The following is a 16332-nucleotide window of genomic DNA, read 5'->3' as shown; positions in this document are numbered from 1 at the left end:
CCTGACAGGCCGATCACGCGCGTCCCAGGACTGACCTTGAGCGGATCTCAAGTGTGATCACCGCGAGGGCGCCCGCGACGCCTGCCGCGATCCCCAGGGCGATCGACAGACCGGACGCCTCCGAGTAGTGCTCCAGCCGCCCCGCGCTCCACGCGCGGAACGGCATCATGACCGCGTAATGAGTGGCGACCGTGGTGACCGTGCCGATCCCCCAGGCCCACAGCCGCGTGCCGCCCCGCACGGCGCTCACGACCACGGCGGCCGCGCCGGCCGGCACCAGCAGCACGCCAAGGAGCACGGTGCGCGGGTCGAACAGGATCGGCGTGTGCAGTCCCGAGTAGAACGACCAGACTCCCATCCACACAGTCGGCGCGCCCAACGCGAAGCCGAGTCTCCGCACACCGCATCCGAGCGCTACCAGTCCCGCCGCAAGGCCCGCCAGCAGCGCCACCATGGGGACAGAGTCGTCGTATCTCCCCGGTGCTGTCAGTGACACCGCGCTGGAGGAGTCGAAGCCGCTGTCCGCCCAGCCCAGCCGGCGCCAGGCCCCCGAGACGTCCCGCAGGACGATCCCGTCCGCGCCGTCGGCCACGACCACCACGTATCCGGTGGGAAGCCTCTGGACCGCGATCCCCAACGACTCGACGACCTCGGCGTCCTCGACGATCTTAGGTCGGTGGGCTCTCGCAAGCCGGTCCTGCCCTGCGGGAGAGATCTCCCACGCGGTCACCCAGTGGCCATCGCTGAGCTCCTCCACCTTGAGCCTGGTGGGGACGATCCGGTAACAGCGATCTGGCCGGCCGGGCACGCAGGCCGACGTCCTCGGACGGGGCGGCACTCGTACGACCCACGTCACCCACGACTTCCCGCCGTCGCTGGAGGCCCAGCCGGTCGGGGCGGGTTTCATCGACGAGCCCCCGCGGATCGCCACGACGATCGCGCTGTCGACCACGTCGACCGCGTAGGCGCTGTACGGCCTGAAGGTCTCCGATTGGCCGGTCGCCGCCACGGCCAGCACGGTGGCGGGAACCACGATCGCGACCCGTGCCAGCCGTACGGCTCGCGCGCCGGCATGCTCCCAGGCCCACCAGGCGGCGCACAGGGCGGGGAGGGCGATGAGATCGGTGGGGTCGGCCAGGATCCGGGAGGGCCCCCAGACGAGGGTCCAAACTTCCGTGGCCAGGGCGGCGCCGATGGTGGTGGTCTTGACCAGGGTGAAGGCCGCGCCGGTGAGCAGGACGGATACACGGGGACGGCGGACGACCAGGTTGAGCAGTGGTGGGGCGACGATCAACCCGGCGACGTCGCTGAGCTTTCCGGTGACCGGCCCCGGCCACAGCGGCTTGAAAAGGTGGTCGTTGAGCAGCAGGAGCACCACGGCGGCGAGGGTCAGGGGATGACCGATCCACGCCAGGGCCGACCTGCTGCCGCCTGGAGACATGGGGTGAGGTGAATCGTCGATCATCCGCTCCGCATTCGTATCGGCGCCTTGTCAAGGTAACCGGTCCGCCCACGGTGATGAACGGCTGTCAGTCGCCGCTTGAGTCACAAAGCAACGACTACCGGAAACAGCCACTCCCTCGCCCGCGGGACTCAGAGGAGCCGCCTGATCTCGCCGTAGGCGCGGTAGAAGCCGCCCCGGCCGGACGGGCGCAGGCCCTCGACCAGATAGCGGGCACCGGGCTCGCGGATGTCCTTGGGGAACTGCACGTGCCACGCCTCGTAGCCGGGGCTGACCACGCGGACGCGCAGCCGCTCGCCGTGGCGTACGCACTCCACCACCACGCCGTCGCCGGCGTGGCTGACGGTCTCCAGCACGACCGACGGCTCCACCACCGGCAGCGACGCGGCGGCTTTGACGTCGACGGGATCGGGCACCGTGCCCTCACGCGCGGCGGCGATCGCCGTCTCGCTCGCGTCGACGCAGGCCAAAGTGCCATCCGTGGTGACGATGTAGAGACGGTCGTCGAGGAACTGCATGGAGAAGGCCGACCCGCAGCCGGTGCCGAGCTTCCACAGCCGCTCCCCCGACGCCGCGAAGCAGTACACCGAGGAGTGGCTGTCGCCCGCGAAGACGTAGCGGCCCCCGGGCGACGTCGCGCAGGAGTAGACGGGCCCGTCGCATCTGTACACGGCCTCCACGTGGCCGTCGCTCTTGGCCAGGCGGTGGACGGTACGGCGAGCGGTCGCGGCGTAGACCGCGTCCTCCTCCTGCCAGCCGAAGAGCACCTGGTCGGCCTCCGAGCTCTGCCAGACGAGGGTGCCGTCGGAGGCGTCGTGGCGGGCGACGCCGCCGCAGTGGCCGTGGTAGACCGCGTCCTCGTCGCACCGGACCATCCAGGCGAAGTCGCCCCGGCCCTTGCGCGCCCACTGGAACTCGTCCTCGTAGTCGATCGTCGTGATCCCCCCGGCGCGGTCGGAGACGCCGAGGACGCCGTCGTGGATGTCGAGCCAGTAGATGTCGACCTCGGAGGCGATCTCGTAGGCCGCCCTCGGCACCTTGCCGCTCAGGTCGTACACCTTGCCGTCGTCGCAGCCCGCGTAGATCCAGAAGTCGTCGGCCACGATGCACTTGACGCCGTCCGGCAGGCGGAAGCGGCCGGTCACGGTGCCTGAGTGGGTGACGGTGTACACGTCGCCGCGCTGGTTGCCGACCCAGCAGCCCTCCTCGTCCACGAAGACGCCGAAGGCGGAGGCGCCGCTGTCGAAGCGCCACAGGACCGGCGCCTGCTGGGCCGTGGAGCGGGTGCTCGCGATGGTCCTCCGGGTGACCGGCCTGCGCGTGCGCACGCCGCGGACCGCCGGGGCGTAGCCCTTGCGCAGCTTCTCGCCGACCTTCTTGGCCGCCGCGGCCCGCGCCTTCTCCTCCGTGGGGAAGTCGGCGACCTTGGTCTGGCCCGCCTCGCCGATGCGCCCGTACGTGATGGTCACCCGCGTCCCGGAGACATCGGTCTCGTAGAACTTGTGCGCTCCGCCGCCATCCTCAGACAGCTCAAGGTAGGTCATGTCCCGCCTTCTCAAGATAAGACCGGCTTGATCGTTGATCGGGAGGCTAGAGGACGGCGCCGACAAATCACGGGTGAACGACCGGTTCGCACGAGATGAGGCACGCGGCGCTCCGCCCGCCCATCGCCTCGGCCTCGTGCGCGACCGCCACGCCTCTCAGGCGCGGCGGCGTGCGACCAGGACGGCGTCGTGGACGGTGACGTCGCGTCCTTCCGGGTCCACGACGTCGCGCGGCCGGGCCTCGGCGGCCAGCACCTCCCAGGCGGCGGGGTCGAGCGAGGACGCGACCTCCTCGCCGGTGAACATCATGTCCGGGAAGTTCATCCGATGGGTCGTGGTCCGCAGGTCGGACGGGTGATGCCCGACGATCAGCAGGGTGCCGCCCGGGGCCACCGCGGCGGCCAGCCGGTCGAACAGCTCCCGCCGCGCCTTCCCCGGCAGGTGCATGAACTGCGACGACACCAGGTCGTACGCGCCCTCCGCCGGGGGCCGGTCGCGCAGATCGGCGTGTGTCCACTCGATGCGGCCGGCGAGCTGGGCACCGGCGGCCGCGGCGGCGCGCTCCAGCGCGGTGGTGGAGATGTCGACCGCCGTCACCTTCCAGCCGCGCTCGGCCAGCCAGACGGCGTCGGCGCCCTCACCGCTGCCGACGTCGAGCGCCCGGCCGGGCGGCAGCCCGGCGGCCTCCGTGACGAGCTGGGGGTTGGGATCTCCACTCCAGATCGCCTGCTTGGCACGGTAGCGCTCCTCCCACGCGGCCTCCTCGAACATCGTGCGCACCATGTGCCGGTAGGCGTCGACGGCGTCGCGGGTGTCCTCGGCGACGAGATCCATGTTGATCGCCGCACCGGCGTTCAGGCCCGCCGCGGCGGCCGTGATCACCTGGGCGAGCACGTCGGCCACGTTGCCCGCCACCCACACGCCGGGCACGGTGGTGGCCCCTGTGGGATCCGCCGGAATCCGGCTGCCGACGACGTGACCGCCCATCTCCACGTCGACCGGCTTCAGCCCGAGCGACTCCAGCACGTCCGCGCGGGCCGTGAAGCGCGGCGCGACGACGACCGCGTCGAGCGCGACGAACTCGCCCGAGGCCAGCCGTGCACCGGTGAGCGCGTCGCCGTCCACCTCGAGCCCCGCCACCGGACCCTCCACGACCGTGATCCCGCGCGCCGCGAGCCGCTCGGCCGCCTCGACGTCCGGCGCCGGGGTGTCGTGCGTCAGGAGCACCACGTGGGAGCTCCACTGCCGCCACAGGTTCGCCTTCTCCACGGCCAGTGGCCCGGCGGCCAGGACGCCGATCCGGCGGTCGCGTACCTCCCATCCGTGGCAGTACGGGCAGTGCAGCACGTCACGGCCCCACCGCTCGGCCACCCCCGGCACGTCGGGCAACTCGTCGACGAGGCCGGTCGTCACCAGCATCCGCCGCGCCCGCACGCTCCGCCCTCCGCCCAGCGTCACGAGGAAGCCGTCGCCCTCCCGCGCGGCGGCCTCGACGCGCCCGGCGACGATCTCACCGCCGTATCGGGTCACCTCGTCGCGCCCGGCCGCCACCAGCTCGGCGGGTGGCGTGCCTTCCCGGGCCAGGTAGTTGTGCACCTGCCCGGCCGGCGCGTTGCGCGGCTCCCCCGCGTCCACCACCAGGACCGATCGCCGCGCCCGCGTGAGCGCCAGGGCCCCGCTGAGCCCGGCGGCGCCACCGCCCACCACCACCACGTCGTACGTCGCGTCCACTGTGTTCTTCCCTCCGTCGTCGTGTGCGCCCACGGTGCAGCGTCAACCGGCGAATCAACAATCAAAGTTGTCAAAACGGCAAAAGACGACGCCGCCCCATCGTCCGCAACGGCGTGACGTTCTCCCGCCGACCCGGCGGCCGGGCGCTGGCCGTACGTCATCGGGAAGGGGAGACTGAAGCCGGAGGTGGCGGAGATGAGCGGGCCGGTGATCGAGGAGTACACGCGGCGGCTCCCGGCGCCCGCGCTGCGGCCGCTGGTCGCCGCCTACAGCGGCTACCGGGAGGCCGGCGTCCCGCCCGCGCGGCACCGCGGCCTGCCCTCGCCGTACCTCACGGTGATCGTCACACTCGACGATCCGCTCGTCGTCGCGGCCCATCCGGACCCGCGCACGCCGCCCGGGGCGTACGACACGCTGGTGGGCGGGCTGCACACCAGGCCGGCGATGATCGTCCACGACGGCCGTCAGTCGGGGGTGCAGCTCGCCCTCACGCCGCCCGGCGCCCGGGCCCTGCTCGGCCTGCCCGCCGGGGAGCTGGCCGGCCTCGACGTCGACGGCGCCGACCTCCTCGGGCCCCTGGCGCACGAGCTGCGGGAGCGCCTCCTGCTCGCGGACGGGTGGCCGGAGCGGTTCGACGTCCTCGACGCCGTCCTGCTGCGCCGCGTGAGCGCCGGACGGCCCGGGCGGACCGGCGCGGGGCCGTCTCGGGAGGTGATGCGCGCCTGGAATCTCATCACATCCACCAGGGGCGGCGTCAGCGTGGCGGACGTGGCCGGCGAGGTGGGTTGGAGCACCCGGCATCTGGGCGCGCGATTCCGGGCGGAGATCGGGCTGGGCCCGAAGGAGGCGGCGCGGGTGGCGCGGTTCGACCTGGCCAGGCGCGTGCTGCAATCAGCCGAGGGCTCCCGCCGCACACTGGCCGAGCTCGCCGCGGCCTGCGGGTACTACGACCAGGCCCATCTCGCCCGCGAGTTCGGCGCCCTGGCCGGCTGCCCTCCGAGCCGGTGGCTGAACGAGGAGCCGGTCGCGTTCCGAAACGTCCAAGCCGCGGCCGGGGCCCTCCCGGCAGACTCGCCACCATGACGGACACCACACCACCACCCCAGGTCTGGCCGACGCTCCGCGCCCGGGACGCCCGGGCCCTGATCGCCTTCCTCGTCGAGGCGTTCGGCTTCGAGGCGACCGCCGTGTACGGCGAAGGCGACCGCGTGGACCACGCCCAGCTCTCCTGGCCGCCCGGCGGCGGGATCATGCTGGGCTCCGTCCGCGACGTCCCTGACGACAAGTGGAACCTGACCCCGGGCACCTTCGGCGCCTACGTGGTCACCGACGACGCCGACGCGCTGCACGCCCGGGCGACCGCCGCGGGGGCGCAGGTCGTCCAGGAGCCCCGTGACACCGACTACGGCTCCCGCGACTTCGCCGTGCGGGACCCGGAGGGCAACCTCTGGTCGTTCGGCACCTACCGGGGCGAGCCTCGCAAGGGCTGACCCGGCGCCGGAGGCCCGCGCTCCGCGGGCCTCCTTTCGGCTCCCCTGACCTCCGGATCGCCCGCCGGCGGTCCGCGGTTTTCCCGTCGCAATCCGATGAATAGCCCGGCCCAAAGCGGATAGGGGTCCGTTGAGATGCGGCAACGCGGCTATCAGACGGCCGACGAGATCGAGAGGAGCCGTCCGGATGACGGACGTGTCGAGCAAGGGGCCGGAGCCCGGGGACGAGCGTCCGGTGCTGACCAACCGCCAGGGGCACCCGGTCTACGACAACCAGGACCAACGCACTGTCGGCGCGCGTGGTCCCGCCACTCTGGAGAACTACCAGTTCCTGGAGAAGATCAGCCACTTCGACCGGGAGCGCATTCCGGAACGTGTGGTCCACGCCCGCGGCACAACGTCGTACGGCTTCTTCGAGGCCTACGGCTCATGGGGGGACGAGCCGATCGCCCGGTTCACCCGCGCCAAGCTGTTCCAGGAGGCGGGGAAACGGACCGATGTCGCCGTCCGGTTCTCCACCGTGATCGGCGGCAGGGACTCCTCGGAGGCGGCCCGCGACCCGCGCGGTTTCGCCGTGAAGTTCTACACCGAGGACGGCAACTGGGACCTGGTCGGCAACAACCTCGCGGTGTTCTTCATCCGCGACGCGATCAAGTTCCCCGACGTGATCCACTCTCTCAAGCCGGACCCTGTGACGTTCCACCAGGAGCCCAACCGGATCTTCGACTTCATGTCGCAGACTCCGGAGAGCATGCACATGCTGGTCAACCTGTTCAGCCCCCGGGGCATCCCGGCGGACTACCGTCACATGCAGGGGTTCGGCGTCAACACCTACAAGTGGGTGAACGCGCAGGGCGACACCGTCCTGGTGAAGTACCACTGGATGCCCAAGCAGGGCGTCAGGAGCATGACGGCCGAGGACGCCGCCCGCGTCCAGGCGTACGAGCTGGGCCACGCCACCAAGGACCTGCGGGACGCGATCGACAGGGGCGACTACCCGGAGTGGGAGCTGCTCGTCCAGATGATGAGCGACGACGAGCACCCCGAGCTGGACTTCGACCCGCTGGACGACACCAAGGTCTGGCCGGAGGAGATATTCCCGGCCAAGCCGGTCGGCCGGATGGTCCTCGACCGCAACGTGGGCAACCAGTTCGCGGAGAACGAGCAGATCTCGTTCGGCACCGGCGTGCTCGTCGACGGCCTGGACTTCTCCGACGACAAGATGCTGGTGGGGCGCACGTTCTCCTACAGCGACACCCAGCGCTACCGGGTCGGGCCGAACTACCTGCAGCTGCCGGTCAACCAGGCCAGGAACACCGACGTGCGGACCAACCAGCGCGACGGGCAGATGACCTACTTCGTCGATGGGGCGGGCGAGAACCCGCACATCAACTACGAGCCCTCGATCAACGGAGGGCTGCGTGAGGCGCGGTACCCGGCCCACGACGAGCAGGGCCCGGTCGTCTCCGGCCGCGTGACCCGCAAGCGGATCCCGCGGACCAACGACTACCTGCAGGCGGGCCAGCGGTACCTGCTGATGGAGCAGTGGGAGCGCGACGACCTGGTGGAGAACTTCGTCACCATGCTGTCGGGCTGCGACCGGCCCATCCAGGAGCGGATGGTCTGGCACCTCCTGCTGGTCGAGGACGACCTCGGGCTGCGGGTCGGCGACGGCCTGGGCATCACGCCGGACGACGTCAAGCACCTGGAGCCGCTCGCGAGCCAGGACCTCACCGAGGAGGACCGCGCACGGCTCGCCAACCTCGGCAAGAACGGCTCGCGCGACGTCTCGGGCCTCAAGATGACGCACTGCGTCCCGAACGAGCGGGCGACCGTCGCCGCCCAGTGACGCGAGGCCGATGAGCCCGGCCCCGTCATGGGCCGGGCTCTCCGCTTCTCCCTTGTGGAAGCCCGTCCGCGGTCACGCCGTTCCCGTACGGCGCGAAGGTCTCCCCGAACCGGGGCGTTTCCCCAGCATCGGCGTGAACCCCCGTGAACTGCCGATTCTCTGAGAGCGGGCCTCCCCGGCTGGCATGCTGGCCGCCATGTCGGAGTCGGCCGCCGCGCAGGAGGCGTTCCGCCGGGTCGCCCTGATCGCCTCGGGCCACTGCGCCGATCTGGACCCCGCCGCCCGCCTCATGGCCGCTCACGCCTGGGTCGGCGGCGGCGCTCCCGGGTTCGCGGCCGAACTGGCCCGGCGTCGTACGGCGCTGCAGTCCGCGCTGGAGGCGGCCCTCGGGGCGATCCACGGGCTCGCCGTACGGCAGGGCCGCCCGCCGCTCCCCGTCACCTCCGTCACGTCCGTGCCCTCCGTGCCCTCCGTGCCCTCCGTGCGGACGTCGGTGACGGTCATGGTCGCGACGCCCGGGACGTTCCGAGGGGTGGCCGTCCCGGCGATGGAGGGGCTGGTGAACGCCCTCGGGCGGGCCGCCGAGGACCTGCCCGCGGTCGCCGCCCGGCTCCACGCCGAGCTGGCGGCCCTCTGCCTGCCCGGCGGCGCCGCCGGCGCGGTCTCCGCCGTCGCCGCCTGGGCCGGGGAGCAGTCCCTCGACCTGCGCCGCCGCCTGGAGCTGATGCGGCGGACCGTCGCCGGGCTCCCGGCGTCCGATGGCGGCACGACGCCGTCCGCCCTGATCGGGTTCGGCCTGTTCGAGGCCTTCGCCGCCGACTACTCCGGCGCGGGGTCGCTGCTCCGGCGGGCCGCCGCCGGCGACCGGGCGGCGCTCGCGGCCGTGGCCGTCCTGCAGCAGCAGGGGCGGGACGCCACGCTCGCCGCCCGAGTCCACGCGTGGTGGCGCGGCCTGCCCACAGCCGTCCAGGAGGAGCTGGCCGAGGACGCGCCGCAGGCGATCGGCTCCCTCGACGGGCTCCCGGCGGCCGTACGCGACCACGCCAACCGGCTCTTCCTCGCCACCGAGAAGGCGCGTCTCACCGCCGAGACCGCCCGGCTCATGGCGTGCCTGCGGCGCACCGGCCGGCCGGAGACGGCCCTCGCCATCGACGCGGCCGACCGGACGCTGAGGAAGATCGCGATGGTGGAGAAGGCGCTCGCTCCGGGCGGTACGGCCGGCCACCCGCCGGTCTACCTGCTGTCATTCGCCCATTCCGGGCCCGGCCGGCTGGTCGTCTCCTGGGGTGACCCGGACACGGCGGACACGACCGTGACGTACGTGCCCGGGCTCGGCAGCCGGCTGACCGGCTTCGACGGCGACATCGAGCGGGCCCGGCAGCTGTGGCAGCAGTGCGCGGCCACGGCGGCCGGCCGGCGGGTCGCCTCCATCGCCTGGCTGGGCTACGACGCTCCCCAGCTCGGCTCGGCCCTCGTCACGCCGGGCACGTCGGTGGCGATGGACGCCGCCGCGACCACGGGCGCCGGGGCTCTCGCCGCCTTCGCCGACGGGCTGCGCGCCGCGCACCAGCCCTCCGGGGCGGCCCGCAGCGTCGTCCTCGGGCACAGCTACGGCTCCCTGGTCGCCGGGAAGGCCGCCGTCATGCGGCCCGGACGCCTGGCGGACGACCTCGTCTTCGTGGGCAGCCCCGGCGTCGGGGTGGAGCACGCGAGCGAGCTGGGCGTCGGCCCCGGGCATGTCTGGGTGGGTGAGGCCGGCAACGACCCGGTTGCCTACCTCGGCCGGTTCGCCGCCGACCCCGGCGACGCCGCCTTCGGCGCCCGCCGCTTCTTCGTCCAGCGCGCCCTCATCACCGAAGCCCATTCCAGCTACTGGCTCCCGCAGTCGGCGTCCCTCCGCAATCTCGGCCGCATCGTCAACGGCCAGTACGACAGGCTGGTCCAGCGCAAGCCCCTCGATCGGCCACAGCTCCTGATGCCGGAGCTCGCACCCGACCTCGTCGAAGAGCTCGACCGGTGAAGGACGTGCGACACGCCGTGGCCTGGCTGGCGATGTGGTCGGCGCTCCTCGCCACAGCGTGCTCCCCCGAGGAACATCACATGCCGACTATCACCGAGAGCCGAGCCCTCGTCCGGGTCGAGCAGCTCATCAGGGACACGGCGGCCGATCTCCGCCCGGTGCCCACGCTGGAGCTGATCCCCTTCATGGCCACCCCTTCCCGGTGCCCGGACCACCCGGCGGGATACGACGCCGAGCTGGTCGTCACCCGGGCCTACTGGCTGAACGGCATCGACGCGGGTCACATGATGGCCGTCGCACAGCAGGTGAGAGCCTCCTGGGAACGGCAGGGACATGTGCTGACCGCCACAGGTGACCTGGCGGCGGGCCACCCGGACCTCGCCGGGCAGACCCGGCCGGATGGGTTCGTGCTGGCTCTGGTGTGGGCGGAGGGAGACCGGCTCTACCTGGCGGCCACCTCGCCCTGCGTCCGCCCGGACCGTGACCGGTCCCCCTGACTCGCTGAGTGGGGAAAACACCAGCGAGTCGCTACCCTACGGGGAGGCCGCGACTGTTCGGGAGTGTGTGATTATGCGCGTCGATGACGCTTTCCGCGAGATGTACGGCGCCGAACCCGCCGGGATCTGGCACGCACCCGGCAGAGTCAACCTGATCGGCGAGCACACGGACTACAACGACGGCTTCGTGCTGCCGTTCGCGGTGCCGTGGGGCGTCACGGCGGCGGTGGCCCCGCGCGAGGACGGCACGATCCGGCTCGCCTCCCTCCAGGCTCCGGACGACACCCAGGTCGTCGAGGACCTCGACGAGGCCCGGGGATGGGCCCGGTACGCGGTCGGAGTCGTATGGGCGATGCGCGACCGGGGCCTGCCGGTGAGGGGCGCCGACATCGTGCTCGACGGCGACGTGCCGAAGGGCGCCGGGCTCTCCTCCAGCGCGGCCCTGGAGATCTCCGTCGCCCTCGCCCTGAACGACCTGTACGACCTCGGGCTGGAGCGCATGGAGCTCGCCAAGATCGGGCAGAGGGCGGAGAACGACTTCGTCGGCATGCCCTGCGGCATCATGGACCAGGCGGCCTCGGCGTCCGGCAAGGAGGGCCACGCCTTCTTCCTCGACTGCCGCTCCCTGGCCAGCCGGACGATCCCGTTCGACCTGGCCTCGCACGGCCTGCAGATCCTCATCATCAACACGGGGGTCCACCATGAGCTGGCGGACGGCCAGTACGCCAAGCGCCGCCAGGAGTGCGAGAGCGCGGCCAGGCACCTGGGCGTGCCGTCGCTGAGGGACGTCACCGACCTCGCCGCGGCACTGAAGAAGCTCAGCGGCGCGGAGCGGGACCGCACCCAGCACATCGTGACCGAGAACCACCGGGTCGAGGCCGTCGTCGGGCTGCTGCGCGCCGGGGCCGTCACCGAGATCGGCGCGGTCCTGAACGCCTCACACCTGTCCATGCGCGACCAGTTCCAGATCTCCTGCGACGAGCTCGACGTGGCCGTGGAGTCGGCGATCAAGGGAGGGGCCCGGGGCGCACGGATGACCGGCGGCGGCTTCGGCGGCTCGGCCATCGCGCTGGTCGCCGACGACAGGGTGGAGCGGGTCAAGGCCAAGGCCCTGGAGGCCTACGAGGAGCGGGGCTGGGCCCCGCCGACGTTCTACCCGGCCACCGCCGCCCCGGGCGCCCGCCGGATCAGCTGAGCGGAGGGAAGCGCGGCGAGCGGCGCTCCAGGAAGCTCGCCACGCCCTCGGCGAAGTCGGGCCACTGGAACGACTCCGCCATGAGCCGTTCGGCGGCCCGCCTGGACTCGTCGAGCCCCTCCTCCCAGGCCCCCCACACCTGCCGCTTGATCACCGCCATCGAGGCCGGGGAGCACTGCCCGGCCAGCTCTCTCGCGTACGCGAGGGCCTCGTCCAGCAGCCGCTCCCCCGGTACGGCACGGCTGGCCAGGCCCATGCCGTACGCCTCGGCGCCGGTGAAGACCCGGCCGGACAGGAGCAGGTCCATCGCCCGCGCCTGCCCGGTCAGCTTCGGCAGTATCCATGCCAGGCCGTACTCCGCGATGAGCCCCCGCCGGGAGAACGCGGTCGTCCACTTGGCGTCCTCGGCCGTGAGGACGACGTCGCAGACGAGGGCGTGCACCACGCCGAGCCCGGCGCAGGCGCCGTTCACGGCCGCGACGACGGGCTTGCGCATCGTCGTCGGGAACGTGTACGGGCGATCGCCCGGCTTCCCGGCGTAGCCGCCGGACCGGATGGCCGACAGCGCGTCGAAGTCGGCCCCGGCGCAGAAGCCCCTGCCCGCGCCGGTCACGACGACCGCCCTGACGGACGGGTCGAGGTCTGCCTCCTCCAGCAGGTCGAAGTAGCGCCGTCCCATCTCGGCCGTCCAGGCGTTGAGCCGCTCGGGGCGGTTGAACGTCAGGATCCGCACGCCGCCGTCGTCCTCGGACAGCACCACCATCGCCGCCTCCTCCTTCACCCGAACCATGTTCTACCCCAGAGCGACGGCGACGGGCTACGCGGTGGGGCGGTGGTTGAAGGCGGGGGTGAGACGTACGTCGTCGTAGTAGCGGTGGAAGACCGGGGTGGTGGCGCCGGACAGGGGTGGCACGATCCACGACCAGTCGGCGGGGCAGATCCGCCCGTTGCGCTCCTCCCGCTCCAGGTGGGCCATGAACCTTCCGGCCTCGGTGTGGTGGTCGGTCATGGTGACTCCGTCCTCCGCGAAGGAGTGGAGCACCGCGATGTTGAGCTCCACCAGCGCCTGGTCGCGCCAGAGCGTGCGGTCGTGCGAGGTGTCGAGCCCCATCCGCTCGGCGACGACGGGGAGCTGGTTGTAGCGGTCCAGGTCGGCGAGGTTGCGGGCGCCGATCTCCGATCCCATGTACCAGCCGTTGAAGGGGGCGCACGGGTAGGTCACCCCGCCGATCTCCAGCGACATGTTGGAGATGGCCGGCACCGCGTGCCATTTGAGGCCGAGGTCGGCGAACCACGCGTGCCTGGGATGCCGCAGAGGCACCTCGAGGATCACCTCGGGGGGCACCTCGTGCAGGGTCAGGCCGCCCTTCACCTCGATGATCAGCGGGAGGACGTCGAACCTGGTCCCCTCACCCCGCCAGCCCAGGCGCCGTGCCCACTCCGTGAGCTCGGTGTGCGCCGGGTCCCCGGCCACACCGCCCTCCGGCAGGACGTAGCCCGCGTACCGGATGAGCTGGCCGTTCCAGATCCTCGGCGCCGGCTCGCCGGGCCGCTCAGGCGCGAGGACGGTGATCGTGGGACGGATCCTGCCCCCGTTGGTGGCCGCCCGGAGGTGCTCGACGCACTCATCGGCCACCCCGTCCGCCGTGTCCACGTGCCGGCGGTCCCGCACACGCAGGGACCGCCAGTACAGGCGGCCGATGCACCTGCCGCTGTTCCGCCACGCCACCCTCGCGCCGAAGGTCAGCTCGTCCGGCGTGTGGGTGTAGGTCCCCGTCTGCGCGATCTCCGCGAGGACCTCCCGGAGCCGGGGCCGCACCGGCCCGGCGGCCGGGTTCTCCGCATGATGGAGCCGGATGAAGTCCTCCGCCTCTCTGTCGATCTCCCCCCGCTGGTCTGCCTCCTGTACGGCTCTCGCCGTCTTCCTGGATCTCAACCACGTCAGCACGACCGCCACACACTTCGCACTCGCGGACATCGGCCGCCGGTTCCGGGGTGGCGGTGACGTCCTTAGCCGCAGTGGCCCTCACCCCACTGCGTTGTTTGTGGTCCGCGGCTCGCCATGACCTTCACAGAAGGGCACGGCGCTCACATTTTCCGCGAAGTCGCGTGATTTGTCCGCCGAATCAGTACACCTGTGGCGTGGGGGACAGCCTGGGAAGGCGGCAACTCGGGGGGCTCGCCGAGGCGCCGCCGCGAGCGGTGAAGGCGGGTGGGACTGGGACCGGGCCTGCTGGACGGCGGCAACGAAGCGGCTCGACGGGACACGAACGCCACCCATCCGCGCCGAACGGCAACGGCCCGACATCGCCACCGACCCACGACCTCGCCCGGAAGGACTACAGACGCGCCCGATTAAGAGCGATATCGGCACCTGATGGTCTGGCGCTTCTTGGCGCGGGGGTCACGAGGGCGTGCCAGACGCCGGCAGCGACAGCCCGAGCTGGGCGTACAGCTCCAGTTGATCGAAGAAGACGTGCTGGCTGACGATCAGGCCTTCCTCCACGGTGAGGAACCAGCAGCATCGGACGCTGAGCCGCCGGCCGGTGCCGTCGACCGACTCGCCGCCCGGCATCAGGAGCGGGCCGGTGTGCGTGCCGGCGGCCAATGCCGTCGCCGCGACCTCGTTGCCCTCCGTGATCGTCTGCCAGACCATGAGGCCCAGATCGGGGGCGGCCGTCCAGATGAGCGTGTAATAGGAGAGCACCTCCTCACGGCCCTCCGCCTCGCCGTCTGGCCCCACCGCGGCGACGTGCGGGGCGAGACACCGCGTCAGCAGCTCCGGATCGTGGGCATTGAACGCCGCGAACAAGCGGTCCGCCACACTCGCCGCCATCACGTTCCGCATGGGATGCCCCCTCCGCAGCTCCAGTCAACGCTACTCGCGTCGAGCACAGCCGCTTGACCGCGGGGGTGCGACCCGGCCTGCGCGTCGTGATCACACGGAAGGCGGCATCGGAAGCCGCTGGAAGGTCGCGACAGCTCCCCGGAACGACTCAGGCCCCCTGTCCTTGATCCAGGAAGGGGGCCTGAGCTCTGCGTTCCTCAGTACTACCAAAGCTCCCGCGATAGGACTCGAACCTATAACCTGCCGGTTAACAGCCGGCTGCTCTGCCGATTGAGCTACACGGGATTGCGCTGCGCTGCTGATCAGGCCCTTCGGCCTTCCTTGCGGCGCGGAACTAGATTAGCGCACTCGGGGGGGTGTCTGTCACGTCCATTGCTGTTGGATAGTTGCAGGCCCTCGGGGTAGGGGCCGGGGGAACACGAGCGCGGAGGTGGAAGATGCGGTACAAGGCGATGTTCGCCACCGGGCTGGCAATCGGTTACGTCCTGGGCACCCGGGCGGGTCGCGAGCGCTACGAGCAGATCAAGCGCTTCACCCAGCGGGTGGCGGACAGTCCCACCGTCCAGGAGGCGGCGGGGCTCGTAGGGGCCCAGGCCTCCAAGGTGGCGGGCAAGGCCAAGGACCTCGCGGGCGACAGGCTGGGCGACAAGGTGCCGTTCCTGAGGCGGCAGGAGCCGTGGGAGGCCGACAGCGTGGGGGCCTCGACCGGCTGGCCGAGCTCCGAGGCTGACCGGATCACCTGAACCGATCCCCCGGACAGCAGGCCCCCGGCTCACGCTGGGGGCTTTCTGCTGCCTGCATGTCCGAGAATCGCCCACCGAATACGAAATATCCAGAATCGCACGATATCGACGGCCGTTCTCCGCCGTCATACGCCGAAGCTGCGCCGGGCCTCTTCGAGGGCCTGCTCCGCCAGGGCCCGCAGGCCGGGGTCGGCCGCGTCGAGCCCCGGGTCGAAGATGAACTCCCAGCGCGGCGACTCGTATCCGGGGACGCGCCTGGCCACCAGACGCACTCCCCCGCGCGCGTCGAGCCGGACGTGGCGGCTCACCACGATCGACGCGGTGACCCGTTCCCGGATGGTCTCCGGCAGCGCGCCCGGCTCGGGCAGCGGCGCCCGGTCGACGGTGCCGTCCGTCATGGTCACCGTCACGCCCTCCTCGTCCCACACGGCCTTGTCCATCAGGTGCCACGGCAGACGGCGGCCGCCGGGCAGGTGGAGGGCCTGAGTGGTGGCGACGACGTGCCCGCCGGCGCCGTCCGGGACGTGGCTGATGACCCGCTCCCCGGGGGCGAGGGCCAGGGCGCCGCGGACGTCCGCCGGGAGACGGCGGGAGCCGAACAGGGAACGGCCGAACAGAGAGGGCTTGGAACCAGCCAATGAGCACCGCCAGTGGGCACGGACGACCGCGGACAACCGGCAGGCTACTCCGCGAGCCGGAGAGGCCGGACGGCGGGCATGAGCGGTGAACGGCACACCCTCGCGCGGGGCGTCGCTCAGGCTCTCGCGGACGTTCCCGGACACGGGGCCGCGGAAAGCGAATGCCCTTCAAAACGCAGGGCACCGAACGGATGGCACTGGCGGGACCGCTGAAAGACGTGCGGGGGGGGCGGGGGCGGGGGCCCGGGGCCCCCCCCCCGCGGGGCCCCCCGTCGGCCCCCCCCAATAAAATTATGGGTTTGGGTTTGTTTTTTT

The 16332-nt window shown here is 71.8% G+C and carries 14 protein-coding genes and 1 tRNA gene; 7 read left to right on the top strand and 8 right to left on the bottom strand.

Features of this window, described 5'->3' with window-relative positions; translation table 11 throughout:
- Nucleotides 1-13 precede the first annotated feature (13 nt).
- The 3 genes from AB0B72_RS04325 to AB0B72_RS04315 form a co-directional block, all read right to left on the bottom strand.
- Nucleotides 14-1441, bottom strand: a complete 1428-nt coding sequence (locus AB0B72_RS04325) for a hypothetical protein (RefSeq protein ID WP_367736865.1) — start codon at nt 1439-1441, stop codon at nt 14-16.
- Nucleotides 1442-1593: 152 nt separating this feature from the next.
- Nucleotides 1594-3006: a WGR domain-containing protein gene (locus tag AB0B72_RS04320; RefSeq protein WP_367736864.1), complete on the bottom strand. Its 1413-nt coding sequence runs from the start codon at nt 3004-3006 to the stop codon at nt 1594-1596.
- Nucleotides 3007-3162: 156 nt separating this feature from the next.
- Nucleotides 3163-4737, bottom strand: a complete 1575-nt coding sequence (locus AB0B72_RS04315) for an FAD-dependent oxidoreductase (RefSeq protein ID WP_367736863.1) — start codon at nt 4735-4737, stop codon at nt 3163-3165.
- A gap of 195 nt (nt 4738-4932) precedes the next feature.
- On the opposite strand from AB0B72_RS04315, the gene AB0B72_RS04310 reads away from it, so the two are divergent.
- The 6 genes from AB0B72_RS04310 (at nt 4933) to galK (ending at nt 11788) form a co-directional block, all read left to right on the top strand.
- Nucleotides 4933-5820 (top strand): helix-turn-helix domain-containing protein, encoded by an 888-nt coding sequence (locus tag AB0B72_RS04310; protein ID WP_367736862.1) that lies wholly within the window; start codon nt 4933-4935, stop codon nt 5818-5820.
- Complete coding sequence (locus tag AB0B72_RS04305; protein WP_367736861.1) at nt 5817-6227, top strand: VOC family protein; 411 nt, start codon at nt 5817-5819, stop codon at nt 6225-6227. The genes AB0B72_RS04310 and AB0B72_RS04305 overlap by 4 nt, the downstream gene beginning before the upstream one ends.
- 187 nt (nt 6228-6414) lie before the next feature.
- Nucleotides 6415-8076, top strand: a complete 1662-nt coding sequence (locus AB0B72_RS04300; RefSeq protein WP_367736860.1) for a catalase — start codon at nt 6415-6417, stop codon at nt 8074-8076.
- Nucleotides 8077-8272: 196 nt separating this feature from the next.
- Complete coding sequence (locus AB0B72_RS04295) at nt 8273-10096, top strand: alpha/beta hydrolase (protein WP_367736859.1); 1824 nt, start codon at nt 8273-8275, stop codon at nt 10094-10096.
- A gap of 80 nt (nt 10097-10176) precedes the next feature.
- Nucleotides 10177-10593, top strand: coding sequence for a hypothetical protein (locus tag AB0B72_RS04290; protein WP_367736858.1), 417 nt, complete (start codon nt 10177-10179; stop codon nt 10591-10593).
- 73 nt (nt 10594-10666) lie between these two features.
- On the top strand, nt 10667-11788 hold the full coding sequence (galK, locus tag AB0B72_RS04285; protein ID WP_367736857.1) for a galactokinase: 1122 nt from the start codon (nt 10667-10669) through the stop codon (nt 11786-11788).
- Here galK and AB0B72_RS04280 read toward each other — a convergent pair.
- The 4 genes from AB0B72_RS04280 to AB0B72_RS04265 all read right to left on the bottom strand — a co-directional run bounded on the left by AB0B72_RS04280 (nt 11781) and on the right by AB0B72_RS04265 (nt 14921).
- The gene (locus tag AB0B72_RS04280; RefSeq protein ID WP_367736856.1) at nt 11781-12578 is read right to left on the bottom strand and encodes an enoyl-CoA hydratase-related protein; all 798 of its coding nucleotides are present in this window, start codon (nt 12576-12578) and stop codon (nt 11781-11783) included. The two genes, galK and AB0B72_RS04280, sit on opposite strands and share 8 nt — an antisense overlap.
- Before the next feature lie 27 nt (nt 12579-12605).
- Nucleotides 12606-13724, bottom strand: coding sequence for a nitric oxide synthase oxygenase (locus AB0B72_RS04275; RefSeq protein ID WP_367736855.1), 1119 nt, complete (start codon nt 13722-13724; stop codon nt 12606-12608).
- A 468-nt stretch (nt 13725-14192) separates the two neighbouring features.
- Nucleotides 14193-14636 (bottom strand): ester cyclase, encoded by a 444-nt coding sequence (locus AB0B72_RS04270; RefSeq protein ID WP_367736854.1) that lies wholly within the window; start codon nt 14634-14636, stop codon nt 14193-14195.
- A 212-nt stretch (nt 14637-14848) separates the two neighbouring features.
- A tRNA-Asn gene (locus AB0B72_RS04265) sits at nt 14849-14921 on the bottom strand.
- A 152-nt stretch (nt 14922-15073) separates the two neighbouring features.
- Between AB0B72_RS04265 and AB0B72_RS04260 the strand changes: the two genes are divergently transcribed.
- On the top strand, nt 15074-15379 hold the full coding sequence (locus tag AB0B72_RS04260; protein WP_367736853.1) for a YtxH domain-containing protein: 306 nt from the start codon (nt 15074-15076) through the stop codon (nt 15377-15379).
- A gap of 125 nt (nt 15380-15504) precedes the next feature.
- Here the strand turns inward: AB0B72_RS04260 and AB0B72_RS04255 are convergent, their stop codons facing one another.
- On the bottom strand, nt 15505-16017 hold the full coding sequence (locus AB0B72_RS04255) for a hypothetical protein (protein WP_367736852.1): 513 nt from the start codon (nt 16015-16017) through the stop codon (nt 15505-15507).
- Nucleotides 16018-16332 lie beyond the last annotated feature (315 nt).

Origin of the sequence: Microbispora sp. NPDC049125 (assembly GCF_040802045.1) — a bacterium.
Lineage (GTDB): Bacteria > Actinomycetota > Actinomycetes > Streptosporangiales > Streptosporangiaceae > Microbispora.
This window is presented reverse-complemented; position numbering and strand designations above follow the sequence as displayed.